The following is a 24,864-nucleotide window of genomic DNA, read 5'->3' as shown; positions in this document are numbered from 1 at the left end:
ATCGGATCGGTCAATATTATCCGCCCGCGACCGCCACTTGCATTTCCGTAATCGGCAGCGGGTCTTCCGGCATTCCACCATTGCTGACCGCAGCACGCGACGTGAAATTGTAAGTCATCAAGGCGACCATCATCGAGGCGATTTCGTCCTCGCTGAAATGTTCTGCAATACGCCCAGCCGTCTCTTCATCCATCCCGGCCGGAAAGCCCAGATAAGCATCGGCCAACGCAATGGCCGCCTTTTCACGCGGCGCGAGATCGCTGGTTTCATAGCCATCGGCGACCAGTTCCACACGATCTTCCGTCAGGCCATCAGCACGGGCGACATCATAGCGAACCGATTTGCAGAACACGCAATTCACCGTTCGCGCATTTCGCAAGCGAAGGATTTCCAGCAGAGATGGTGAAACCAGGCTGTCACGCCAGACATGACCATTCAGCGCGATGATCTCCGATACAGTGCCGGGCACCAGACCCATCATGCTATCGCGAATGACATTCCCGGTATTCGTACCGGGGCCCGTAACGTGCGGCTTATTCGACATGTGCGACCTCCTCCATCTTGCTCCGGCTGGCAGCCATGTCCCTCAGACAACGGGCGGTGCGGATCCGACCGTCTATGCAGCCAAGCGCCTCAATCAAAAGAACCAGACCGGGATCACCGAAGTGTGCTTTCACCCGATCGGCGACTTCATCGGGAATCGACTGCGTATCGGTCCAGTAATATTCGGCAAACAGCAGAACGGCTTTCTCGCCATCCGTGAATGCCGGGCTGTCATGCGCTTTGTCTTCGGCCACGAGTCGGCTCAGAACATCCATATCCGGCCTTTCACCGGCTAAGGGATTGGATGCTGCCAATTCGTCCTGATCGCGATGCAACCGGGCGAATGTCAGCCTGCACAGTTCCAATAGCCCCTGAGGCAATTGGTCCTGCGCCCACAGACTGGTCCATAGCCGCGCAAAGCTGGCGGCAGCGGGGCCCGCACGGGATAGTGATTGATCGAGCGTGACACTGGTAATCGGTATGGTCATCCTCTTCCTCCTGTCTGGTTATTTGTTCGGCTGCGAGAGAGCGGTGCGGACGATCATTGCAATATCAACCGGCATGGCACCCAACCGCGATGAAACACTCAGCCCCTGACTTGTGACCCGCAGCCACCGGGCAGTCGTTTCCGGATCGAGATCGGAACGAATCGAACCGCTCTGCTGTCCTCGGACAATGAGCCCTGCAAATGCCCGTTCTATTCTTGCATAGTATTCGTCGAGCAAGCGGGCGACTGCCGCATCCGTTCGGCCCAATTCGATTGCCGTGTTCACCAGAAAACAGCCGCGCTGATCGAAGCCCGGGGGATCATCTGTTTCAGCCAAGCACTCCCTTTGCCTGCTGGCATGTTCGAAATAGGCCACGATGTCATCAAGGCCGCTGCCTTCTTCCAATACGCGGACATATGCGACGGCAACCACATCTATGTAATGTTGCAGCGTATCGAGAAAGAGCCCCCTCTTTCCCGCGAAACTCTTGTAAAGGCTATGGCGGTTCAGACCGGTTGCCTGCGTCAGTGTCGCAACATCGCTCGCCCCGAACCCCCGCGACCAGAATTCCACCATGGCGCCATCGACTACTGCGTCTCTCTGATAACTGACCGGACGGCCTGACATGCTTCCACTTGCTCCGAATATCTTGGCAAGAGCCATTACAGAATGTCCATTCTGTAATTTGAAAGCTTCGCCTCAGTCAACCGGGCATCTGACGAAACAGAGCCTCCTGGTGACAGACGGCAGTTGCGAATGACCTTCCCCGTAACTTAAGGCTCCACCTCCAACAGAAGGAAAAGCCCCAATGATGCTCCGGATCGAGAACGTTCTTTCCAAGACCGAGGTTGCTGCCTGTCGCAGCATCATCGACGATGGGGAATGGTTGGACGGGAATGAGACATCCGGCCATCAATCCCGACTGGCCAAGAACAATTTGCAACTCAGGCAAGGTGGCCAGGCCGCACGCGATGCCGGAGAGTTCGTTATCTCAGCACTGGGACGCGTACCGCAGTTTGTAGCCGCTGCACTGCCGTTGAAAGTCTTTCCTCCACTTTTCAACCGCTACACCGGGGGGCAGGAATTCGGCAATCATGTCGACAATGCCATCCGCAGACTGGAAGGGACGGAATTCCGCATCCGCAGCGATCTTTCCTGCACCTTGTTTCTGGCCGAACCGGACGACTACGACGGCGGCGAGCTCATCGTAGAGGATTTGTTCGGCGAACACCGCGTTAAATTACCTGCCGGAGACATGGTCCTTTACCCCGCCTCAAGCCTTCATCGCGTCACCCCCGTCACACGCGGTGAACGAGTCGCATCCTTCTTCTGGTTACAAAGCATGGTGCGCGACCATGGAGAAAGGGAACAACTCTATCGCCTCGATTGCGCTGTTCAGTCGCTGGCCGGGGAGAAGGGCGGAAACGATCCCGTCGTGCTCGAACTGACGAATCTCTACCACAATCTCCTCCGCCAGTGGGCCGATACATAATTATGCGATAATGATTCTCATTACGGATTGACTTTTTGATATTCGGTCGCAATAGCCCCCTCCGAACCTAAACAAGGGGGGAATTGCAATGTCACAAGTCCGCAAACGCGGCAGCCAGTCCGCAGCCAACTTCATCGCCATGGGTTGCGTTGGCTTCGTAGCGTCATTTTCCGGTACCGCCGTGGCGCAGGAAAACTCCGGCCAGGCGGTTCGCCTTGAAGGTGTCACTGTCACCGACACCGCAATCGAGGACGCATACAAGGTCGAACGCGTGCAGTCGCCCAAGGCAACTGCCCCGCTGCTCGACACACCGCGAACCGTTAGTGTCATCACCAACGAAGTGCTGCAGGATTCAGCATCCTTCAGCTTCGAGGACGCCCTCCGCACCGTTCCTGGTATCACGCTCGGCGCTGGCGAAGGCGGTGTTGCAAGCGCCGACATTCCCTTGATCCGCGGCGTCGACGGCACCGGCTCGGTATTCGTCAATGGTGCACGCGACATCGGTTCCCAGCAGCGCGAAACTTTCGCCGTCGAACAGATCGAGGTATTCAAGGGCCCGAACAGCGCACTCGGCGGCCGCGGAACAGCGGCAGGCGCGATCAACATCGTGTCGAAAGTGGCCCGCCAGGGCAACTTTGCCACTGCTCAGGTTACGGGCGGCACCAGCGATCTCATCCGCATTACGGGTGACGTCAACGCGGAAATCGCTGAAAATCTCTCCGTGCGCGTAGTCGGGATGTATCATGACGCCGACGTGGCGGGCCGGGATTCGGTTTATGACGACCGGTGGGGCATTTCTCCCTCGATCACATGGGGTGCCGGCACGCCTGTCAGCGCGTCATTCAACTACTACCACTACGAAACCGATAGCATGCCCGATTACGGCATTCCGCTGACCTCGCGCAACCAACTGCCCGGCGGCGTACGTGAACCCGCCGATGTCGACTACGACAACTTCTATGGCCTGCTCGACCGCGACTTCAAGAAAACGAAAATCGACTCGGGCGAATTCCTGTTTTCAGCCGAGCTTGGCAGTGGCCTGACTCTGTCCAATACCACGCGCTACAGTTCGACGCGTAACAACTACATCGTCACCAATCCCGACGACAGCGCGGGGAACGTAGCCAATGGCTATGTCTGGCGGAACACCAAGAGCCGCAACTCGACGAACAAGAGCTGGATCAGCAACACCAACCTTGCTGCCGAATTCGAAACCGGATCGATCAAGCACAGCAGCTCGATTGGTTTTGAGTACGGACACTCCAAATCGCGCAACCGCAACTACAGCGTCGATACCGGGAACTATCGCTTCGGCACGGGTGACGATTGCGCGACTGCGGGTCTTGCAGACTTCAACTGCACCGACCTCTACAACCCAGATCCATCAGATCCCTGGGTCGGCACGATCACGCCCAGCGCATCGCCTTCAACGGCAAAGGCCGAAGAATTCAGCATCTATGCATTCGACACGATCACTATTGTCCCGCAACTGCTTGTGAACGGCGGTGTGCGTTGGACGAAGTTCTCCGCCGAAGGCGCGGGTTGTGGCCGCAGCTGCTATTCCGCCAAGAACAAGTCCGATTTCTGGTCATGGCAGGGCGGCATCATCTACAAGCCGTCAGAAAACTCCAGCATCTACTTCTCCTATGCAGACTCCAAAACGCCGCCGGGAACGACAGTGGGTGAGGGATCCGAAAACATCGGCAACGACAACGACGCGTTCTACAAGCCCCAAACGACGGAAAACTGGGAAATCGGGGCCAAGGTCGAGCTGTTTGAAGGCCAATTGCGGCTCGAAGGCGCGCTCTATCGCGTCAATCGCAGCAATATTATCAGCACTGATGACGATGTCGTAACCGACACCTTCGACAAGGCCCGGATCCAGGGCTTCGAACTCGGCGCGACCGGCCAGGTCGGTCCGGTTTCGATGATGATCGGATATACCTATGTCGACAGCAAATTGAGCGATGATCCGAACAGTTCGACGGACTATCCGGGCAATCGCCTGCCCAACGCCCCGGTTCACAACTTCGCGTCCACAGTTAACGTGCAGGTTACGCCCAAGCTCAGCATCGGAGGCGGCGCTTACGCAGCCTCAAAGCGTTATGCCGACGGGGCAAACCTCATCAAGGCTGATGGCTACGTCAGGTTCGATGCAAATGCGGCATACGACATCAATGACCACTTCTCAGTCAGACTGAATGTCCAGAATATCGGCGACAAGCGGTACATCACGAAGCTGCGCAATCCGCACTTCGCGCAACCGGCAGCCGGCCGTCAGGCTATGCTCACTCTTACTGCCAGATACTGAATAGGATAATGCAAATAGCTTGCAATATCCTCTAGGGACGTGAATGTAAGGCTATGGGCCAAGCACTCTCCCGACTCTCCTCCGCACCGGCAAGCCAGCCAGATATGGCTCTTGCCGGTGTCGGTCACACCTGGTCTCCGGAAACCATCGATATGGATGTTTTCCGGCAGACCGGTGCAGACCGGGCGGGCGAGCTTCCCCTGCATCAGACTTACACTCCATCGACAGGTTACCAGTCAGGCGGCGTAAACACGCCTGCCATTCTGGCTGTCATCGCAATCCATATTGCGGTCATCTCGGTCCTGTTGGGCATGGGGGTGATTGCAGTGAAACCGCCTCCACCGGAACGGTTGGCCGTCTTCGACGTGCATCCCGCATCTCCACCGCCTCCACCACCTGCGCCAGTGGATCCTTCGGTTCCGAAGAAGCAATTACCCACGCAAACAACTGCACCCCGCGCGCCGATTCAGTTGTCCACGGTAGCGACCGCTGCACCGGCGGAAGTTTCCCTGCCACCTGCGGTCGCGGTCGAGGCTCCGCCTGCCCCCCCGGCGCCACCCGCGCCTGTAACTCCGCCCGACTTTTCCGCTGCACAGCTCAAGAATCCTGGCCCGCAATATCCCTACCTATCGCGCCGCCAGCGGGAAGAAGGGGTTGTTCTGCTGAAGGTTCTGGTCACCCCGCAAGGGAATGCCGGAGACATCAAGGTAGAACAGTCGAGCGGATTCGACCGACTGGATCAGGCTGCGCTGAAGACAGTTCGCCGCTGGCATTTCCTGCCTGCAAAGCAGGCGGGCCGGGCAGTCGCAGCCTGGGTCCTCGTGCCGGTCAGCTTCTTTCTGAGTTGAAGATATGAACGACGGAAATCGCAATCTGCGGAGCGCGCGTCGCGTTGATGGCCCGTCCCCGTCAACCGCCGCCAAGCCCAAAAAACGCAAGACGCGAGGCTTCTGGGTCAGGCAGCTTCACAGCTGGCACTGGATCAGTTCAGCGCTTGCGCTGGTTGGCATGCTGCTGTTCACACTCACCGGTTTCACCTTGAATCACGCCGCAGATATCGAGGCGGAACCGAAGGTCACACACCTTGAAGCCCAGCTCGATCCAGAAGCTCTCAAAATGCTGGCCCCGTTCGAGGACGGGCAGAATGCCCCGCTTCCATCCGATGTTCGCCGCGAGGCCGGTAGCCTTCTTGGAATCACCTTGCCTGCCGCACCTGCCGAATGGACTGAACAGGAAGCCTATCTCCCCATGCCTCGCCCCGGTGGAGATGCCTGGATCAGCATCGACCGCGTCAGCGGCGCGATCGCCTACGAGAGAACGGATCGCGGTTGGATCGCCTACTTCAACGACCTGCACAAAGGGCGCAACACTGGTGGGGTCTGGAGCTGGTTCATCGATCTGTTCGTCGTCGTCGCCACCTTGTTCACACTGACCGGATTCATCCTGCTTTTCATGCATGCCCGCAACCGGCCGCTTACCTGGCCGGTGACCGGCCTCGGGTTCGTTATCCCCCTCCTGCTTGCCATGTTCTTCATTCACTGAGAGATTCCCATGCGCGTTACCGTTCTTTTCGCACTGGCCGGTCTGGCCTCTTATACAACGCCCGCGGCAGCGGAATCGTTGGATATAACTGTCAATGTTCCGCGCCTGTCGGTCGCCGAATATCATCGCCCCTATGTCGCCATCTGGCTTGAAAAGCCCGGCATGCCGAGCATTCGCACTCTCGCCGTCTGGTATGATCATGACATGCGAAACAACGAAGGCCGCAAGTGGCTGAGCGACTTGCGCACCTGGTGGCGCAAAGGCGGCCGTTCCGCCCAGATTGACGGTGTGACAGGCGCCACCCGCGCACCCGGCCCGCAACGCCTGACAGTTCCCTCCAGCAGCCTGAAGGGGCTGGCCGCAGGTGATTATCAACTCGTCGTCGAAGCTGCCCGCGAAGTCGGCGGACGCGAAACGGTCCGCATGCCCATCACTCTGGGCAGCAAGCGTTCCGCCACCGCCCGCGCCGAAGGCAAGAGCGAACTAGGCGCCGTCATCGCAACCGTTAAGCCCTGAAAGGATACAGGCCCATGAAATTCCGTATCGCATTAGCCGCAGCGGCGCTGCTGTCTTTGCCTGCCGCGGTTCAGGCCCACAACGCGTGGATCCTGCCGTCATCGACCGTGCTGTCCGGCGATGAGAGCTGGGTTACAGTCGATGCCGCAGTTTCCAATGATCTGTTCTATTTCAATCACAATGCGCTCCGGCTCGACAATATGCAGGTATGGCGTCCGGACGGCAGCGAAGCCGAGCTGGAGAACCAGAATACAGGCCATTATCGTTCGACTTTCGACGTCCATCTCGATCAGCAGGGGACATGGAAGATCGGCTTTGAACGCAAAGGCATCTTCGGTCGCTATACTCTGGACGGCAAGCAGCAGCGCCTGCCCCGAGGGGCTAGCGCCGACCAGCTCGAGAGCCTCATCCCCGCTGGTGCGACCGACGTACAGATCAGCGAAAACGCCATGCGCAACGAGACATTCGTGACGCTTGGGGCCCCCACCGAAACGGTTTTCAAACCTAGCGGAAAAGGGTTGGAATTCCTGCCGGTCACGCACCCCAACGATCTCGTCGCAGGTGAACCGGCCCTGTTCCGTTTCATCATTGATGGCCAACCGGCCGCGGGCCTGAAAGTCGTCGTCACCCCCGGCGGCAGTCGTTATCGCAATTCGCTCGACCAGATCGCTCTCGAAACGAATGCGGCAGGAGAAGTCTCCATTACCTGGCCGCAACCCGGAATGTACTGGCTCGAAGCAGAAGCCGAAGACGGTAATTCCACGATCCCTGGCGCTACCGAGAGGCGGCTGGGCTATGTCTCCACACTGGAGGTCATGACACCCTGAGTACAGCCGGGAACATCCGCATCGCCATCCCGGCGGACATTTCCGCCGCGATGCGTGATGCCCCCGCAAAAGGGGAAGTTGCGCGCCTGGGCGGCCGAACCATGGGAACCACATGGTCGGCCCTCGCCGCCCTTGCGGCACCGGAACAGAGTAATGTCCTGACCCGGGCCATTCAGGCCGCTCTCGACAGGGTCGTCGCTGAGATGAGTCAATGGGAGCGGGATTCCGATCTTTCCCGTTTCAATCGCGCCCTTGCGGGAAGTTGGCACATGCTTCCGCCCAATTTCGCCAAGGTAATCGATGAAGCCCTGGCGATGGCACGGCTTTCTGACGGTGCCTTCGACCCCACGTTGGGCAGGGTGACCGAAATCTGGGGCTTCGGTGCAAAAGCCATTCAGTCACTGCCAAATGATGCCGCCATCACCGACGCCCTTGCGGCATCGGGTTGGGACAAACTGGACTTTGATAGCGGCAAAGCCCGCCTGAGACAGCCGGGCGGCTTGCATCTGGACTTGTCCGGCATCGCCAAAGGCTTTGGCGCGGACCAGGCCGCGGCAGTTCTCCGGAATGCCGGGATAGGTGCCTTCCTGTTGGATGTGGGCGGGGAACTGGTCGGGCAAGGCGTCAAACCCGATGGGCAGCCCTGGTGGGTGGCACTGGAAGATCCCCCCGGAGCAACCTTGCCACCGTTCCGCGCAGCCTTGTACAACATGGCCATCGCCACAAGCGGCAACTATCGCCGTTTCCATGATATTGGCGGTGCACGCGTCAGCCACAGCCTTGACCCACGCACTGGCCGTCCTCTGTGCAACAACGTCGTCTCCGTCTCCGTATTGACGGCAAGCGCCATGCGCGCTGACGCGTTGGCAACCGCGCTGACCGCTCTTGGCGACAGGGCAGGAGAGTTCGCCCGACGCCATGACATCGCCGCTCGCATCATCCGATCAAGCGACGGTGGCCACTCAGAGGAAATCACACCGACATTGGCGGCAATGCTGGAATAGAAATGCGGGATTGCCCATACGCCGCCATAAGGCGCCCGGGGTCTAGTTAGCTGGGCTGGCCTGATCGCCACCCAGAACCCGGTAGAGAGTAACCCGATTGCGCACCATTTCGAGTTGCACGGCAACTTCTGCCTGCCGCGCGGCGAACAGGCTGCGCTGGGCATCGAGATTGGCGAGATAGCTGTCCACTCCGCCGCGATAGCGCGCGTCGGCCAGCATCGCGTTGTCCGCCGCTGCCTCTCGATATGCCTGCGCCGCTTTCAACCGGTCGCCAACGGTACCTTGATCGGCAAGGGCATCGGCGACTTCGCGAAAGGCGTTCTGAATCGCACCCTCGTAATTCGCCAGTGCCGCATCGCGATCGGCCTGCGCGGCGACGATGTTCGCACTGCGTTTCCCGCCGTCGAAAATAGCCAGCGAGGCAGCCCCACCGATCGTCTTGCTGAACGCCGCGCTGTCGAACAGGGTCGCCAGTGCATCGCTGGCAAACCCGAGCAGCCCGGTGAGGGAAATTGACGGGAAAAGGGCGGCCCGCGCCGCGCCGATGTCCGCATTGGCCGCTCGCAGCAAATATTCCGCCTGCACGATGTCCGGACGGCGGAGCAAAACCTGCGAATTTGTCCCGGCAGGCAAGACTTCCGTGTTGCCGACAACCTGCCCCATATCGGTCGGAAGAAGCTTTGTGTCGAACTCCGACCCCACCAGCAAACGGACAAGGTTTTCATCCTGGGCCAGCGCGGTTTTCTGCCGTGCGATATCGCCTTCTGCGCTCGCGAGAATCTGCTCAGCCTGCCGCAGGTCGGTCCTCGGCGCGACACCGCCTTCCAGCCGTGCACGAGTCAGGCGCACACTATCGCGCGCGTTGGCCGCAGTTTCCTCTGCTATGATCAGCAAATCGCGGTCAGCGGCGTAACCGGCCCACGCATTTACGAGATCCGCCACCAGCCCCAAACGCACAGCCCGCGCCGCCGCCTCGGTTGCGAGCGCACGATTTCGCTCTGCCTCAGACGCATTTGCCAGCTTGCCAAACAGATCGAGTTCAAAACTCGAAACACCACCGCTCACCGCGTAGCTGGTTTCAGGCTCCGCGCCGGAACGGTCGGTGTGTTCGACCGATCCACCCACAGTGATTTCGGGAAACAGCTCTGCTCGCGTGGCTCTGGCCTGCGCTCTGGCGGCAGCGACGTTGGCAGCGGCGACACGCAAGTCGCGATTGTTTGCCAGCGCGAGTTCGACCAGCGCCCGCAATGCCGGATCGCGGAATATGTCGCTATAGGATATGACCGGCAGCGCCGCTTCACTCTGCATGAGATAGGCGTCGCCTACCGGCCAGGATTGCGGCACCGGCGGCGGCGGCAGATCGGTGCGCGGCGCTAGCGAACACCCGGCCAGAGCAAGCGGCGGCAGAATGGCGACGAGAGTCCGCATCTTCATGCCTGCGCCTCCCCGTCTTCCTTCGTCCCGAAACGCTCCTTGGCGGCTTTCAGGCTGTCCCGCACGCTCCGACGGACAATGACGAAGAACAGCGGGATATAGAACACCGCGAGCGCCGTGGCGGTCAGCATACCGCCGACCACCGAAGTGCCAATGGCAATCCGGCTGTTGGCCCCGGCACCGGAAGAAAGCGCCAACGGCAGCACGCCGAAACCGAAAGCGAAGCTCGTCATCAGGATTGGCCTGATCCTGATCCTAGCTGCTTCCAACGCCGCGTCGATGACACGCATCCCCCGCTTTTCGGCAGCTTCTGCGAACTCGATTATCAGGATCGCATTCTTGGTCGCCAGCCCCATGGTGGTCAGCAGGCCGATCTGGAGGAACACATCGTTTTCCAACCCCCGCAAGGTGGCGGCGAAGATCGCTCCGACCAGTCCGAGAGGAATAACCATGATCGCCGCTATCGGGATCGACCAGCTTTCATAAAGGGCGGCAAGGCACAGGAATACGACGACCAGCGAAAGTACATAAAGCAGTGGAGCCTGCCCGGACGACTGGCGCTCCTCATAAGAGCCCCCGGACCAGGCGACGCCCGCACCCGGATATTTCGCGGCCAGTTGCGTCATGATATCCATGGCCTGCCCCGAACTGGTGCCCGACGCAGCTTCACCCTGGATTTCATATGCCGGCACCCCGTTGAATCGGGATGTGCTGCTGGGCCCACTGCTCCAGTCCACATGGGAAAAGGCAGTCAGCGGGGCCATGCCTCCACTTTCGTTGCGCACATACCATTCGCTGAGGTCCTCAGGGCTTGAACGATACGGCGCATCGCCCATGACATAGACCCGCTTAACACGGCCCCGATCGATGAAATCGTTCACGTAAGTCCCGCCCCACGCTGTCGAAAGCGTGGAATTGATATCGCTTTGCTTGAGCCCAAGCGCAGTCGCCTTGAGCGTATCGATATCAATGTTCAGCCGCGAAATATCCGGCAGATTGCTCAAGCGTACCGATGTGAGGCGCGGGTCCGCATTGGCCTCCGCAATAAGGCTGTCTCGCTCGTTTTCGAACTGCTTGGCCGGCATCCCGCTGATATTCTGGAACTGCATGGTGAAACCGGAACTGTTGCCCAGCCCCCTGATTGCACCGGGAACAAGTGCGAACACCTGCGCATCCCGCAGCGAATGGAGCGCCTCGGTCGCGCGCGCGGCAATCGCTTCCGCGCTGTTTTCTTCACCGTGTCTCTGATCCCACGGGTAGAACCTGATGAAGCCCTGGCCGGAATTTTGCCCTGTCGGGCTCCCCCCGCCGCCGCCAACAAGCGTGAAGACGGTTTCCGCGTTCTTTTTCTCCTTCGTCATGAAGTACGATTGGACTGCCTGCTGCACCTCGACAGTCCGTTCCCGCGTCGCCCCTGAGGGAAGGCGGAACTGCACCAGGATGATGCCCTGATCTTCATTGGGCAGAAAACCGCCCGGCAAACGCACGAACAGCAATCCCATGGCGACCAGAACCCCGCCATACACTCCCAAAGCCAGCCATTTGCGGTCGACCACTTTGGTGACGAGATTACGATAGCCTTCCACGAAGGCTGTAAAGCCGGTGTTGAAACTGTTCTGAACACGATGAACGGAATCCACCAAGGCGGGAAAACGGCGTGCAAATGGCGATGGCGGCGCTTCCTCTCCCTCGGGCAATCTTGGCTTCAGCAGGGTCGCAGTCAGCGCAGGGCTGAGGATAAGGGCGACGAGAACGGATAGCACCATCGCGGAAATGATCGTCAGCGAGAACTGCCGGTAGATGACGCCCGTCGAACCGCCGAAAAAGGACATCGGGAGAAATACTGCGGACAGGACCAGCGCAATCGCGACAAGCGCGACCTGAATTTCCTTCATCGACTGAAGTGTCGCATCCCGCGCACTCATGCCGGGATTTTCTTCCATCAGCCGTTCGACATTTTCTACGACGACAATGGCGTCATCCACCAGCAGCCCGATCGCCAGAACGAGCCCGAACATCGTCAACGTATTGATCGAAAACCCGGCGACATAAAACACGCCGAGCGTCCCCAGCAACACCACCGGCACCGCGATGGCCGGGATCAAGGTCGCCCGCCAGCTTTGCAGGAAGACGAACATCACGATCACCACCAGCGCGATCGCCTCCAGCAAGGATTTCTGGACTTCCTCGATCGACAGATTGATGAATTCCGTGTTGTCGCTGGCATAGGAATAGGCCAGCCCGTCGGGGAAGCTCCGTGCCAGGCGGCTCAATTCCGCCTTCACAAGTTCCGCTGTCTTGAGGGCGTCCGCGCCGGGGGAGAGCGAGATCGCAATACCCGCTGCCGGAAGACCGTTCATCCGGCGGATGGTCGAATAGTTTTCTGCGCCGATCTCTACCCGGGCAACATCCCGAATACGGACGACCGAGCCGTCCTCCAGAGTCTTGACCACGATCTGTTCGAACTGTTCCGGCGTCTCGAGCTGCGACTGGGCATTCACTGTCGCATTGAGCATTTGCCCCTCGGGCGCGGGCAGTCCCCCGATCTGGCCTGCGGCCACCTGGACATTCTGGCTTTGAATCGCCGAGATCACATCGCCCGGCATCAGATGCATAGCGGCCAGACGCTGCGGATTCAGCCAGATCCGCATGGCATGCGCCGAACCGAATACGTTCACATCGCCGACGCCCGACACACGTGAAAGCGGATCTTGCACATAGGAGGCCAGGTAATCGGAAATCTCACCGTCCGCGCGCTGCCCCGTCTTGTCATATATGGCGATCAGCAGCAGAAAATCCGGTGTCGATTTGCTGACTCTCACGCCCTGGTTCTGGACGCTCTGCGGCAGGCGCGAGATCGCGGACTCGATCTTGTTCTGGACCTGAACTTGCGCAATGTCCGGATCCGTGCCCTTGGCGAACACAACCGAAATCGACGCCGAGCCAGTGGCACTCGATTGCGAGCTGAAATACAGCAGCCCGTCAATTCCGGTCAGCTGCTGTTCGAGAATCTGCGTAACGCTGTTCTCAACCGTTTCCGCGGAAGCACCAGGATAGGTTGCACGGACATTGACCTGGACCGGGGCAATATCCGGATAGCGATCCACCGGGAGAGCATGCCATGCGGCCAGCCCTACCAGCATAACGATAATCGCAATGACCCAGGCGAAAATCGGACGATCTACAAAGATCCGCGACATCGGTTACTCAGTCGTCCGCTTTCGCAGACGCTTCCTTGGGCGGTGGCGAGGTATCCGGCTTTTTCTGCTTGCTTGCGGCTACAGGCTTGATGGCTGCGCCCTGAACCAGACCGCTGATTCCTTCGGTGATGATCCGCTCACCCGTCTTGAGGCCTTCCGTCACTACCCAATTCGGGCCGACAGTCCGCTCTGCATTCACCTTCCGCCGATATGCCTTGCTATCCTTCCCCGCGATGAAGACGAACGCAGAACCGTCGAAATCGCGCTGCAGCGCCGCCTGAGGAACGAGATAGGCATTCGGGTTGATCGCCTGGTCGAACACTGCCGTGACGAACATGCCAGGCAGCAATACCCCGTCCGGATTGGGGAACCGCGCCCGAAGAGTAACCGTGCCAGTCGATTGATCGACAGTCACTTCGGAAAATTCGACCCGTCCGGTCTGATCGTAACTGGTGCCATCCTCAAGCTTGAGGTGCACGGCGGCACTGCCCCCGGTCAGGCCTTTGGAGCCGAAGCCGTTTCGCAACCTGGTCAGATCGGCACTCGACTGCTGCATATCCACATAGACGGGATCGATGCTCTGAATCACGGCGAGCGGATCGGATTGCCCGGCACTGACCAGCGCCCCCATCGTAAACAGCGAACGGCCGATGCGCCCGCTGATCGGGGCTGGCACTGTGGTAAAGCGCATGTTGATCCGCGCCGTTTCCAATGCCGCGCGCTTCTGAGCAACCGCCGCTTTGGCCATTCTCGCCTGCGCTTCCGCGTCGGTATAATCCTGCTTCGCTATCGCTTCCATGTCCGCCAGTGGCCGGAACCGATCCGCCTTGGCAGAAGCCGCCGCAGCGCTTGCCTCGGCACTTGCCAGATCGGCAGACGCCTCGTTCACGGCAGCGCGATAAAGGCTGGGATCAATCTGGAACAATGGCTGGCCGGCGCGTACGTAACCGCCTTCCGTAAAATATCGGCGGCGGATAACACCGGTAATCTGGGGCCGTACTTCACTGGTGGCGTATGCCACCACTCTGCCGCCAAGCGTTGTCTCTACCGGGACAGCCTGTGGTTTGACCGTGACATAGCCGACTTCCTTCACCTGCCCTTGGGCGTTCTGGCTGCCATTATCCGAACAGGCCGCAATCGCGGCCAGAAGCAGCGGCAGGAGGAGCAGGCCCTTGGAGATGTGTTTTGGAAACATGTTCAGCGCGGGTCACGATCTGGATTATCCTGCCCATTACAGCCCCCATGGCCACTGGCAACCAACCAAATGCAACTATGACAATTTGTGACATTTTCTGCGGTGGGAAAGCGTCCCAGGTCGCCGCAGCCCGGAATGCGGCAACCCACAGCATTCGCCCCGGTTCACGGTCTCCGAGGGGGCAGAAAACCTGACGCTTCGGCACACTTGCAAGCCTCCTTCACGCAACAGTGCATCCACCGGGGGAACAGAATTAAGTTGAGAGCGGTATAGAAATGCTTGCCCGACCAAAATGCCGCCATGGACAGAACGCCTCTGCCAGCCGTGTGGTATCAGTAAGCTGCCCGGCCTAGACTATCGCTCGTGCCTTCGCGGATGCCCGGTCTCCCTTGCGCGTCGCGGAAACTTCCACGCGATCGCGACCGTGGGCTTTTGCGTACAGCAGTGCCGCATCAGCAGTCTGCACTAGCCGGTCGATCTCGCAATGTTCGGGCACGCTGGCTACCCCGATGGAGACACTGATCACGCCAAGCTCTTCACCAGAATGGCTGATACGCAGATCGCCGACATGCTTGCGGATATCCTCTGCACGGTCGGCTGCCCTCTCGGCATCAAGGCCGGGCAACAGCAGCAGAAACTCCTCGCCGCCATAACGGAAGGCCAGTTCGGGCTCTCGCGTGTGGCCACGCAGAACCTTGCCCACTTCTCGCAGGACGGCATCCCCGGCGTCATGGCCAAATACGTCGTTGAAACGTTTGAAGTGATCCACGTCGATCATGAGACAGCTCAACGGGCCATCTATGTGGCCAGCGCCCACCAGACGCTTTTCAAGCACGATGTCGAGCTGACGACGATTGGACAGCCCGGTGAGGGGATCGGCCATGGCCATTTCGTGCAAGGCATCTCTCAGTCCCAGATTGGCCAGGGCAAGGCTGATATTTTCCGCCAGCATGTGCAGGTAGATTTCCGCCGTCAAATGGTCCGCCGGCTGGTCGGCCCGAGTCTCGAAATAAAGCAGCCCCAGTGTTTCCCGCTGCGCCGTGAGTGGCAGACACAGCGTGTTGGGCAATTCTTCCCCTTCAAGCCCAAGATGGGGGCAAGGCACATCGACATTTCCCCCACTCGGACGATGCGGCAGGCCACGCCTCAGGGCCCAACAGGCAGAAGGCGGAAATTCGGGTTCCGAGTGGCCGGGATCCATCCAGTTGCATATCTCGACCAGCGCGTTGCGACGCTTGTCGATCAAATAGAGCCTGCCTGCCCGATCCGGGGCGATCTCCGGCACGAACCGCCGGATCACTCCCGTCATATCGTCCAGCGTATCGCAGCCCTGCATACGTTGGGTCATCCGGGACAGAAGGTCGCGGATCGTGCGGTCGGCATCGCGTTCCGCCGCGAGCCGTTGCCGCTCAAGGCCATTCTCCCTGAACACCCGGATGGCCTGGGCCATGTCGCCGATTTCGTCGATCTGCTTCAGTTCCGGCGGCTCAACGGCATAGTCCTGGGCCGCAAGCCGGCTGACGACGTCGCTCAACTTCACGACCGGTCGCAACACCCGTTGCCGAAACACGAAATACAAGACGCAAAGGAACAGGAAACCCGTCAATCCAAGCACGATCTCGGACGCCGTTTTCCATAACTTCGCGCTTTCTGTGGCATCCCGGACCTTTTCCCCCGTGCGCCGGTCGAGCTGGTCCTGAAAACGGCCGATAAGCACCTCGACGCGGTCGAGTTCCCTTTCATATTCCGCACCGAAAAGGATGCGGCGAGCCTGCGCTTCATTGCCTTCCTCGTACGCAGCGAGGGCCGCAGCCTGCTCATCATGCAGGGTATCGGCCCAGTGAACCGCTTCCTTGAGACTATTGAGTTCGCTGGCGCTCGCCCCGGCGTCACCGATGTGACGGATGCGGTCCTCCACAGAACCGAGGTCGGCGAGTTCCCGGCGATAGACGATCCTGTAACTCGGATCGCCCGTGTTGACGTACTGCCGCGCTTCATTCGTCAGCGCATAGAGATTAGCGCCTAGCCGGGACGTCACCTTGTTGAGAACATGGCGCTGTTCGACCGCAGTGCGTTCCCGCTCCTGCGCGTTCGACGCCATGATCATGGTCGTTCCGGATATAAGAGTAAGCGCTACTGTCGCGCCATAGGCCCAGTTTGTGATTGTTGCCAAACGCATCGCTGCATTGTGCCCAACAACCGCGACAAAAAGGTTAACAATGACCAACCGCAAGCCGAAGGTGCCGCAGCAGCAGAGCCTGTTCCAGTGTCCGGAACGCCGGGAACTTGCGATGTCAGCACGCCCAACTGCACAACCCCCGATTGTGCATGATTTTCCGCATACCCGGATTCCCCGACGTTTAGCACGCAACAGCGGCACGCCCGTCGCTTGACAGGGTCCCCAGCATAATATTCGTATGTTATACAAATAACGAGTCGGCAAAGCTGGCGACTGCCAGGCATGCGACAAGAACAACAAGACGAGGAGAGGCCCCGTGAAGAGAGGCTTTTTGATCAAGAACGGCACAGTCGTGGACGGGACTGGCCGCCCTGCATACAAAGCGGACGTTCGTGTCGCAGGTGAAATCATCACCGAAATCGCACCCGGTCTCGACCGGCGTGAGCGCGAACAGGTGATCGACGCTTCCGGTTGCTATGTAACGCCCGGCTTCATGGAAACGCACAACCATTTCGACGGCCCGATGTGGTGGATGCCCGCGATGGAGCCGATGCCCGGCTATGGTGTTACGACGTCGGTCAACGGCAACTGCGGCTTCACCGCGGCACCTGTCCATCAGGATGCGGCCGTGCGCAAGGAAATGGTCCAGATATTCTCTTTCTTCGAGGATATTCCGGAAAAACCCTTTCTCAACCGGCTGCCATGGGACTGGAACAAGTGGAGCGAATATCGCGCTTCGTTGAAGCGTAACGTCAAGCTGCCAGTGAATTTCGCGGCCTATGTCGGACATATTGCCATCCGTCTTGCCGTAATGGGGCCGGAAGCGTGGGATCGCGCAGCCACGCCGGACGAAATCGAAAAGATGTGTGTGCTGCTCGACGACGCACTAGCGGCCGGCGCAATCGGCATGTCTTCGAACCTGCTGGACAATGACGGCAAGGACCGGCCGATTCCGACGAAGAAGGCCGACGATGCCGAATGGTCCGCGCTGCTCGACGTTCTGGAGCGGTATCCAGGCCGCCAGTTGCAGGTGATCGTCGATTACGTCATGCGCGTCGATGCTGCGGAATCGATGGCCAAGATCGAACGGCTCGTCGAAGGTCGCGATATCCGCGTCCAGCTTGCCGGAGCAGTCCCCAACCTGGCATATCAGGCCCGCCTGTTCGACGGCGCGAAAGCACTGCACGAAGCTCGCAAGGCCGCCGGTCTCGATATGTGGGCAGGCTACCACCATGTCGCATCAACAACACTGGTGGGCTTCGTCAATTCGCTCGTCTGGGCGCAGACCAACAACTATGTCTGGCACGAAATCATCGAGGCCAAGACCGAAGAGGAAAAGCTCGCCTTGCTGGCCGATCCCGCATGGCGCGAACGCGCCCGGCAATCCTGGGACGGCATTCGCGACGTATCGCGCGCCAAGAGCCCCGACGCATTCGAGCTGTTCGACAGCGAAACCGATGCCGGACCGACCGGCATCAGCCTGCGCCAGTTCATGGAAGAAAATGGCTATGGCCATCCATCCGACGCGTTGGCGGATTGGGTGATCGAGAATGGCATCCATTCCAATTTGCGGATGGAAGAAGCGGCCAAGAACGAAGAGGCAATGGATTACCTGCTCCACGATCCCAAGGCAGTGGGGAACATTTCCGACGCAGGCGCCCATGGCAAGATGTTCTGCGGGATTGGTGACAATGTCCTGTTACTGACCCGCTATGTCCGCGACAGGAAAAAACTGACGATCGAACAGGGCGTCCACCTGCTAACCGGCCGAATCGCGGAGCATTTCAATCTGCTGGCGGAACGGGGCACGCTGGAAGTCGGCAAGAAAGCCGACATCACCGTATTCGATCTCGACGAGATCGAACGGCGTCCGGAATTCAAATCCTATGACGTGCCCGATGGCGAAGGCGGCTGCACATATCGGTACAGCCGCAAGCCTGCCCCGGTCCGTCTGACGCTGGTCAACGGCACTGCAACGTTCGTGCGGGGCGAGTTCACCGGCAAGTTCCCCGGCGAGTACATTACCACCGACCCAGCAGAACCTGCCCCTTACGCCCAAGCGGCTGAATGAAGGAAGCCCGTCATGTCCGATCAAGACCTCAAATCGAAACCGGCCGAAACTGAAACCAGCAATAGCGAGGCCCCTCTCGTGCGCAAACGCGGGGGAATGACCCCCGCGGAAGCCGCATACATGCGGGGCGACCGCCCGGCGGTGGAAGGCAGCCTGCCCATGTCCACCTCCCGCTTCCTCAACAGTCCGTTATTCGTCCACGCATTCAGCCGCATGTCCCTTCGCAAGATGGGCGATGACATTGCGGTCACCTATGACATTCCCGACATGTCGCGCGCGATAGACGATGTCGCCGACTATGCCGAATGGGCAAAGCTGATCGAAATCGAAAAGCTCAAGAAGCCCGACTTCGCCGCCTGGCTGGAAGAACGGCGGACGACACAGTACGATCCCCGCACGATGGGCCATTACGCGGATGGAACGCTGGGTGCAGCGATCCGGGATTTCATGATTTCGTCCGGCTACGACCTGGAGTTCATGGACAAGGGCATGCAGCCTGCCAACGACCTCGAATATCTGATGAAGCGGGCGGGCGAATGCCATGACATCCAGCATATGGTCACGGGGTTCGGCCCGAACATTGCGGGTGAACACGCCCTCATCATGATGAACGTCACGTCCAACGCCCTTTATTTCAGCCCCGACCTCGCGGCCCATATTTCCCGTTCGCCATATTTCCTCGCCTCAGCCAACCTGATGCGCAGTTCGCTCCATTATCCCGCGGGCATGCCCCGACTGCTGGAAGCGACCCAGCTTGGCATCGAAGCCGGGCGCGCACTGCGCAAGCCACTCCATATCGTCAATTGGGAGGATTATCTCGACTGGCAGATGGCCGATATCGCCGCCGATCTCGGCTTTACCCGCGGTCCGGGCCAGGCATGGGCTACTGACGATCACCTGCTGCTAGGCTGAAGCCAGGCCACAACGGCCTCGCCCATACTTGGGGGAAGGCGAGGCTCGGGCGTCGCAACATCAAGGGGACATTGCCCCTGGATGTTGCGGCGTTGCGAATTGCCTTCTAGAATAACCAATATGACGCGTGCTATCCCCTGCACCCCCCAGGATGCGGCTTCCGAACAAGAACAATCATCGCCGGCGCGGCGCCCCGGGCGCCCCAAACTGCTCGACCGCGACAGAATCCTGAACGCCACGCTCAATATGCTTGAGCATGACGGTCTTGCCGCCTTCACAATGAGCAAGCTCGCCCGGCGGCTCGGCGCGTCTGTCATGACGCTCTACACCTACTTTCCCAGCCGTGAGGCGCTGCTCGATGACGCCGCCGGCAGGATTTTTCACTCTTTCGACGCGCCACCGGACGACCTCCCATGGCGTGATGCGGTCGAGGCATGGTTGCGGGCGCTGTATGACCTGTTCGGCCGTTATCCCATCGGTCTCCGCCTGATAAAATGGGACGGCGCAGTGACGCCATCCTGGCTGGACGTGTGGGTGCCGCTGCTCCGGATCCTGTCTCGCGCAGGGCTTTCAGGCGAATCCCTGATCATCGGTTCCAACTGGGTGGGCCGGACCTCGATGGCGTTGTTGATGACCCGCATCTCCTCAAGCGAGGAAGCCGCAGCGGTCGAGATAACAGCAGCACGCAATTCGCATCTTGATCCGAAGGATCTCGCCCTGGTTCAGGAACTTGTGCGCACCATAGGCGATGCGGATACCGATGCCATTTATGATTTCGGCATCGCCAACATCATTCGCGGACTTGCCGAATTGATCCCGGACGACAAGCCTACAACGGCAGACGTTTGACACACGCCAAGCGGTTGCCTCGCGAATATACAGCAGGCCTCCTTTCAGCCTGAAACGCCACCATGTCTCCTATGCGCCGACAAGCTGATGCTCGGCAGGATTTTTCTCGATCGCAGAATACTGATCCAGTCTTCGAACATTTCGCAACTGTCGATGCAGTCGTGAAACCCAGCCCGGCGTATCTTGACCGTGCTGAGCAACGCCAGATTGGGGGGCGCGTTGTAACCGAACATCCCGTCTGCAAACTGCCATGACGCATTGGCCATCGCATCGTAGCGATGGGGCACCAGTCCATATCTGGCGACGATCTCGTCCCATACCGGGGCCTTGTCCGCCATCATCAGCGACAAGGGCATCGGTTGTGGCGGCGCCCATTCGACATCCAGCATGTTCGCCAGCTTCGGCCACAGCGTCTGCCAGACCACGAAATCGCCATTGGTTACATTGAAAATCTGGTTTGCCGCAGCAGGCGACAGGCCCGCCCAGGCAATCGCGCGCGCCAGAAGCCGGGTATCGGTCAATTCACCGATCTGCTGATGCATCGCCCCCGTAAACCGGAACGGCACATCCAGTTCGCGGGCGATAGCCGCATATGTTCCAATCGCGGAAAGCAGATTCATCGGACTGCCGAGAGCAAAACCGATCAACGCCATTGGCCGCAGGACCGTCCACGCCCACTTGGCGCCCTGCTCCTGCCTTCGCCGTAACAGGTCTTCCTGTTCGAAATAGAAGTTGGGCGGCATGTGCCGAGGGTCGCTCTCCTTCGCGGGGAGGTTCATTGGCCCGAGATGCGCCCCATAGGCCTTTCCACCCTGCAACAGGGTGATGTGCCGCAGTGTCGAATTGTCCGGCTCTAGTCCGTCAAGCAGATTGCGCAACATCGCCAGGTTGGCCGCGATCTGTTCGGCATCGGTCCAGCCATCGGCCAGAACCGGCTTTTCCATCACGGCAGCGTAAACGATGTGAGTGACGTCGCGGATTCTCGAAAGCGCTGACAGCGTCGCCTCGCGATCCGACAGGTCCACCGAAACGAAATCCGCCTGGGTGGGAAAATCCGGCTCGCGGCGGGAAAGCGCGACAATGTCCCAGTCACCCAACGCTTCGAAATGTTCCACTGCCGCACGTCCGACGAGCCCCAGCCCTCCGGCGATCAGGACTTTCCCGGTCACAGCGCTCCCCTCCGCGCATCCTGTTCCGCGACCTGTTCAGCGCGCGCGAGCAGCCGCCGGGCGTGGGCCAGATGTAAACTGGCATAGCCATCGCCCACGCCATCCGAAGCAGCAACCTGCTCCCGCGCATGGGCGATTTCATCTTCGCTTGGCCCGAAAGCGGCATTGGCGGCGGCAATCGTGGCAGGCAGTGCAATCGATTTGCCGTCAAACCCGAATTCCACCCCAAGGGCGCAACTCTCTGCAAAACCGTCGTCGTTTTTATAGTTGGGATGGACGGCATCGATAATCGCCAGGCCATAGGCCCGGGCGACCAGCACACAATGGCTGAGTGCGGCAAGCTGCGGCAGCCGCCCCGCCGTCTGCCGGGTGTGTGTCGTTTCCGCCAGATCGGTACCACCGATCACCAGCCCTGCCACACGCTCGCTGGAGGTGGCGATCTCTTCCGCCCGCAACACTCCCATCGGCGTTTCGACAAGGCACCAGACATTCAGGGAAGCTGGCGCACCTGCCGCGTCAAGAACAGCAATCGCCTGCCGCACTGCCCCCGCTCCTTCGACCTTGGGCAACAACACTCCATCGAGCGGCATGCCCGCTGCGGTCACGAGGTCGTCGTAACCCCAGGGGGTGTCGAAGCCGTTCACTCTCAGCAGGCGTTCGCGGCCTGCAGGGTCCGGATCGTTCAGCGCATCAGCAATGCGTTGCCGAGCGACGATCTTGTCCGCCGGTGGCGTACCGTCTTCCAGATCGAAGCAGAACATGTCCGCAGGGAATTTGGGATAGACGCCCAGCATGTCCGGATAGGCACCGGAAAGATAGAGCATGGATCGGCGTAACGGTTCGATTTCAGCCATGGGGTTTTTCCGGTTGGTCAGGGAAAATCTTTCCCGGGTTGAGGATATTGTCGGGATCGATCGCGGATTTGATCGCCTTCATCAGCGCCAGTTCCGAAGGCGCACGCGAATAGCCGATGTAATTGCGCTTGGCCGATCCAATGCCATGTTCAGCGGAGATCGACCCGCCGAACCGCTGAACGGCCTCGAACACGGCGACATCGACTGCATGATGGGTATCATGATCGGCATGCCCGGTGCCGACCATCAGGTGGAGATTTCCGTCCCCGATGTGCCCATACGTAATCAGCCTCGCGTCGGGAAAACGGGACAAGACGCTGGCTTTCGCATCGGCGACGAAGGCCGCCATGTCGGACACTGCAACGCTGACATCGAAGGCGAAAAGCGGCCACAGATTGGCAAATGCCTCGTTCAAGTCCTCGCGAACGGCCCACAACCGCTCACGGTCCGCACCGGATTGCGCGATTACGGCGTCGGTTGCCAGACCATCGGCAATGACGGAAGCCAATACCTGCTCGAATCTCACCGGATCGTTATCAGGATCGGCCCCGAGAACTTCAACGAGAGCATAAAGCGACGAGCCGACCGGCAGCGGGGCGGGGCGTTTATCCGCATTCGCTGTCGTAATCAGTTCATAGAAATCGTCCCACATCAATTCGAAAGTCGAAAGGGTCCCACCCATGTCGCCTTCCAGCCGTCTCAACAGACGCACCGCATCGTCGAAATGGGCCAGGGATAGCAAGGCTGTAGACGTGCTGCGCGGGGCCGGGCGGAGCCGCAAGACGGCCTTCGTAACCACACCCAGCGTGCCTTCACTGCCGATCAGCAAGTGCTTCCAATCGTACCCGGCGTTATCCTTGATCGTCTTGCGCAGACCGGGCAACACAGTGCCATCGGCCAGCACCGCTTCCACACCCAGCACCATGTCACGCATCATGCCCCAGCGCAGGACACGGACACCGCCCGCGTTGGTCGAGATATTGCCACCCACCGTGGCAGTGCCGCGGGCGCCCAGATCGAGTGGCAGGATCATTCCTTCAGCTTCGGCTGCCTCGTGCGCCGCCTGAAGAACGCAACCGGCCTCGACTGTCATCGTCATGCTCGCAGGATCTATCTCGAGGATGCGGTTCATTCGTTCCAATGACAGAACTATCGCATCCGCACCTGCGTCGGCCCCGCCCACGACACCTGTGCGGCCGCCCTGGGTTGTGACAGGGGTGTGGAAGCGTGCCGCCGCTTTCAGGACTGCGGCAACTTCCCCGGTACTTCCCGGCCGGACAACGAACGCAGGGCGCGGCAGGGGCTGGCCGCGAAGATCGCTGTGATAGCGAAGGTCGATAGCCTCGCCTTCGAACACTTGTTCCGCCCCGACAGCATCAGCAAGCGCAGTGCGCAGATCATTCGGCATGTTCATGGCAGGCCCGCACCCGCGAAGCCCACGTCAATCGCTTCGATCCGCGATGACAGCCGCGCCCGCGCCTCACCTGGTTCCTCCTCTTCTGCGGTGCAAATATAGAGCGTTCGGCGGTCAGGCCCGCCAAAAACGCAGGCGAAAGGATTCCGTCCTCCTTCGATCGGCACGAAATGCGTGATCCGACCGCCATCTTCCACCCTGACGACGCCTGGCCCCCAGCAGCACGACACCCATGCACCACCTTCGCTATCGAGGCAGATCCCGTCGGGATAATGGCCATCGGGAAGCTGCGCGAACACCCTGCGATTGGACAGGCGGCCGTCCTCGGCGCGATCGAACGCACTCAACCGGCACGCACCGCTTTCCGCGATCACGAATGTGCGGCCATCCGGCGTCAAGGCCATGCCGTTGCCTGTCTCCAACCCTTCGGCAGCGATATGGACACTGCCATCCGGTTCGACCGCCAGCAGGGCTGCCGCGACTGCGGCCTCACCCGCGCGCCAATCGAAACCGTACTGAACCGCATATGCGCGGCCTGCGGGATCGACCAGCATATCGTTAAGGCCGACTCTCGCGAGATGGGACAGGTCTGCATGCTGCGACAGCACGCCATCTTTCCAACGCATCACTTTCAGTTCATGTACCGCGACGACCAGCAGGCTCCCGTCAGGCATGAAGCCAATGCCCGAGGGCGCATCGGGAGGGGAAACGATCGTCTCCACTTTCCCGTCAGGCGCCATGGCGCATACCCGGCCGCCATGAATATCTGCGAAGAACAGCCGTCCATCGTGCCAGCGGGGATTCTCTGCAAAGGCAAAGCCCGTGGCAACGATGTCAGGCTTGGCGGTAAATGTATGCATCAGG

General features: G+C 59.9%; 21 protein-coding genes. 10 read left to right on the top strand and 11 right to left on the bottom strand.

The window, feature by feature from the left end; all coding sequences use genetic code 11:
* Positions 1 to 16 precede the first annotated feature (16 nt).
* From MB02_RS07845 to MB02_RS07835, 3 genes are read right to left on the bottom strand one after another with little or no spacing between them, the layout of a single operon-like run.
* Positions 17 to 544, bottom strand: a complete 528-nt coding sequence (locus tag MB02_RS07845) for a carboxymuconolactone decarboxylase family protein (RefSeq protein WP_067535196.1) — start codon at positions 542 to 544, stop codon at positions 17 to 19.
* Positions 534 to 1,031 (bottom strand): carboxymuconolactone decarboxylase family protein, encoded by a 498-nt coding sequence (locus tag MB02_RS07840; RefSeq protein ID WP_067535193.1) that lies wholly within the window; start codon positions 1,029 to 1,031, stop codon positions 534 to 536. The genes MB02_RS07845 and MB02_RS07840 overlap by 11 nt, the downstream gene beginning before the upstream one ends.
* A gap of 18 nt (positions 1,032 to 1,049) precedes the next feature.
* Positions 1,050 to 1,694, bottom strand: coding sequence for a TetR/AcrR family transcriptional regulator (locus MB02_RS07835; RefSeq protein WP_067535190.1), 645 nt, complete (start codon positions 1,692 to 1,694; stop codon positions 1,050 to 1,052).
* Positions 1,695 to 1,839: 145 nt separating this feature from the next.
* Between MB02_RS07835 and MB02_RS07830 the strand changes: the two genes are divergently transcribed.
* From MB02_RS07830 to MB02_RS07800, 7 genes are all read left to right on the top strand, one after another.
* A complete protein-coding gene (locus MB02_RS07830) occupies positions 1,840 to 2,523 on the top strand; it encodes a Fe2+-dependent dioxygenase (protein ID WP_067535187.1) in 684 nt (227 codons plus the stop codon).
* Positions 2,524 to 2,611: 88 nt separating this feature from the next.
* Entirely contained in the window at positions 2,612 to 4,834 is a 2,223-nt protein-coding gene (locus MB02_RS07825) for a TonB-dependent receptor (RefSeq protein ID WP_067535184.1), read from the top strand.
* A 53-nt stretch (positions 4,835 to 4,887) separates the two neighbouring features.
* Entirely contained in the window at positions 4,888 to 5,682 is a 795-nt protein-coding gene (locus tag MB02_RS07820; RefSeq protein ID WP_235829461.1) for an energy transducer TonB, read from the top strand.
* A 4-nt stretch (positions 5,683 to 5,686) separates the two neighbouring features.
* Positions 5,687 to 6,376 (top strand): PepSY-associated TM helix domain-containing protein, encoded by a 690-nt coding sequence (locus MB02_RS07815; protein WP_082826060.1) that lies wholly within the window; start codon positions 5,687 to 5,689, stop codon positions 6,374 to 6,376.
* Positions 6,377 to 6,385: 9 nt separating this feature from the next.
* Positions 6,386 to 6,892: a DUF2271 domain-containing protein gene (locus MB02_RS07810; protein WP_067535181.1), complete on the top strand. Its 507-nt coding sequence runs from the start codon at positions 6,386 to 6,388 to the stop codon at positions 6,890 to 6,892.
* Positions 6,893 to 6,906: 14 nt separating this feature from the next.
* On the top strand, positions 6,907 to 7,719 hold the full coding sequence (locus MB02_RS07805; RefSeq protein WP_067535178.1) for a DUF4198 domain-containing protein: 813 nt from the start codon (positions 6,907 to 6,909) through the stop codon (positions 7,717 to 7,719).
* A 50-nt stretch (positions 7,720 to 7,769) separates the two neighbouring features.
* Complete coding sequence (locus tag MB02_RS07800) at positions 7,770 to 8,723, top strand: FAD:protein FMN transferase (protein ID WP_156495456.1); 954 nt, start codon at positions 7,770 to 7,772, stop codon at positions 8,721 to 8,723.
* A gap of 42 nt (positions 8,724 to 8,765) precedes the next feature.
* Here the strand turns inward: MB02_RS07800 and MB02_RS07795 are convergent, their stop codons facing one another.
* The 4 genes from MB02_RS07795 to MB02_RS07780 all read right to left on the bottom strand — a co-directional run bounded on the left by MB02_RS07795 (position 8,766) and on the right by MB02_RS07780 (position 16,731).
* Positions 8,766 to 10,157 (bottom strand): efflux transporter outer membrane subunit, encoded by a 1,392-nt coding sequence (locus MB02_RS07795; protein ID WP_067535172.1) that lies wholly within the window; start codon positions 10,155 to 10,157, stop codon positions 8,766 to 8,768.
* Positions 10,154 to 13,357: an efflux RND transporter permease subunit gene (locus MB02_RS07790; protein ID WP_067535167.1), complete on the bottom strand. Its 3,204-nt coding sequence runs from the start codon at positions 13,355 to 13,357 to the stop codon at positions 10,154 to 10,156. The genes MB02_RS07795 and MB02_RS07790 overlap by 4 nt, the downstream gene beginning before the upstream one ends.
* Before the next feature lie 7 nt (positions 13,358 to 13,364).
* A complete protein-coding gene (locus MB02_RS07785) occupies positions 13,365 to 14,552 on the bottom strand; it encodes an efflux RND transporter periplasmic adaptor subunit (RefSeq protein WP_067535164.1) in 1,188 nt (395 codons plus the stop codon).
* Between the two features lie 349 nt (positions 14,553 to 14,901).
* Positions 14,902 to 16,731, bottom strand: a complete 1,830-nt coding sequence (locus MB02_RS07780) for a sensor domain-containing diguanylate cyclase (RefSeq protein ID WP_067535355.1) — start codon at positions 16,729 to 16,731, stop codon at positions 14,902 to 14,904.
* A 316-nt stretch (positions 16,732 to 17,047) separates the two neighbouring features.
* Between MB02_RS07780 and MB02_RS07775 the strand changes: the two genes are divergently transcribed.
* The 3 genes from MB02_RS07775 to MB02_RS07765 all read left to right on the top strand — a co-directional run bounded on the left by MB02_RS07775 (position 17,048) and on the right by MB02_RS07765 (position 20,563).
* On the top strand, positions 17,048 to 18,802 hold the full coding sequence (locus tag MB02_RS07775; RefSeq protein WP_170304673.1) for an N-acyl-D-amino-acid deacylase family protein: 1,755 nt from the start codon (positions 17,048 to 17,050) through the stop codon (positions 18,800 to 18,802).
* A gap of 12 nt (positions 18,803 to 18,814) precedes the next feature.
* Entirely contained in the window at positions 18,815 to 19,714 is a 900-nt protein-coding gene (locus MB02_RS07770; RefSeq protein WP_082826059.1) for a Coq4 family protein, read from the top strand.
* Positions 19,715 to 19,834: 120 nt separating this feature from the next.
* On the top strand, positions 19,835 to 20,563 hold the full coding sequence (locus MB02_RS07765) for a TetR/AcrR family transcriptional regulator (protein ID WP_067535161.1): 729 nt from the start codon (positions 19,835 to 19,837) through the stop codon (positions 20,561 to 20,563).
* Positions 20,564 to 20,607: 44 nt separating this feature from the next.
* On the opposite strand, the gene MB02_RS07760 is transcribed toward MB02_RS07765, so the two are convergent.
* The 4 genes from MB02_RS07760 to MB02_RS07745 are packed head-to-tail and all read right to left on the bottom strand — an operon-like array spanning position 20,608 to position 24,860.
* The gene (locus tag MB02_RS07760) at positions 20,608 to 21,732 is read right to left on the bottom strand and encodes an SDR family oxidoreductase (RefSeq protein WP_067535157.1); all 1,125 of its coding nucleotides are present in this window, start codon (positions 21,730 to 21,732) and stop codon (positions 20,608 to 20,610) included.
* Entirely contained in the window at positions 21,729 to 22,586 is an 858-nt protein-coding gene (locus MB02_RS07755; protein WP_067535154.1) for an HpcH/HpaI aldolase/citrate lyase family protein, read from the bottom strand. The genes MB02_RS07760 and MB02_RS07755 overlap by 4 nt, the downstream gene beginning before the upstream one ends.
* Entirely contained in the window at positions 22,579 to 24,000 is a 1,422-nt protein-coding gene (locus tag MB02_RS07750; RefSeq protein WP_067535149.1) for an FAD-binding oxidoreductase, read from the bottom strand. Before MB02_RS07750 ends, MB02_RS07755 begins: the two co-directional genes overlap by 8 nt.
* Positions 23,997 to 24,860 (bottom strand): SMP-30/gluconolactonase/LRE family protein, encoded by an 864-nt coding sequence (locus MB02_RS07745; protein WP_067535146.1) that lies wholly within the window; start codon positions 24,858 to 24,860, stop codon positions 23,997 to 23,999. Before MB02_RS07745 ends, MB02_RS07750 begins: the two co-directional genes overlap by 4 nt.
* Positions 24,861 to 24,864: the final 4 nt, after the last annotated feature.

The organism is Croceicoccus estronivorus, assembly GCF_001625325.1.
GTDB lineage: Bacteria > Pseudomonadota > Alphaproteobacteria > Sphingomonadales > Sphingomonadaceae > Caenibius > Caenibius estronivorus.
The sequence above is the reverse complement of the archived record's forward strand: the minus strand, read 5'-3'. Positions and strand labels throughout refer to the sequence as shown.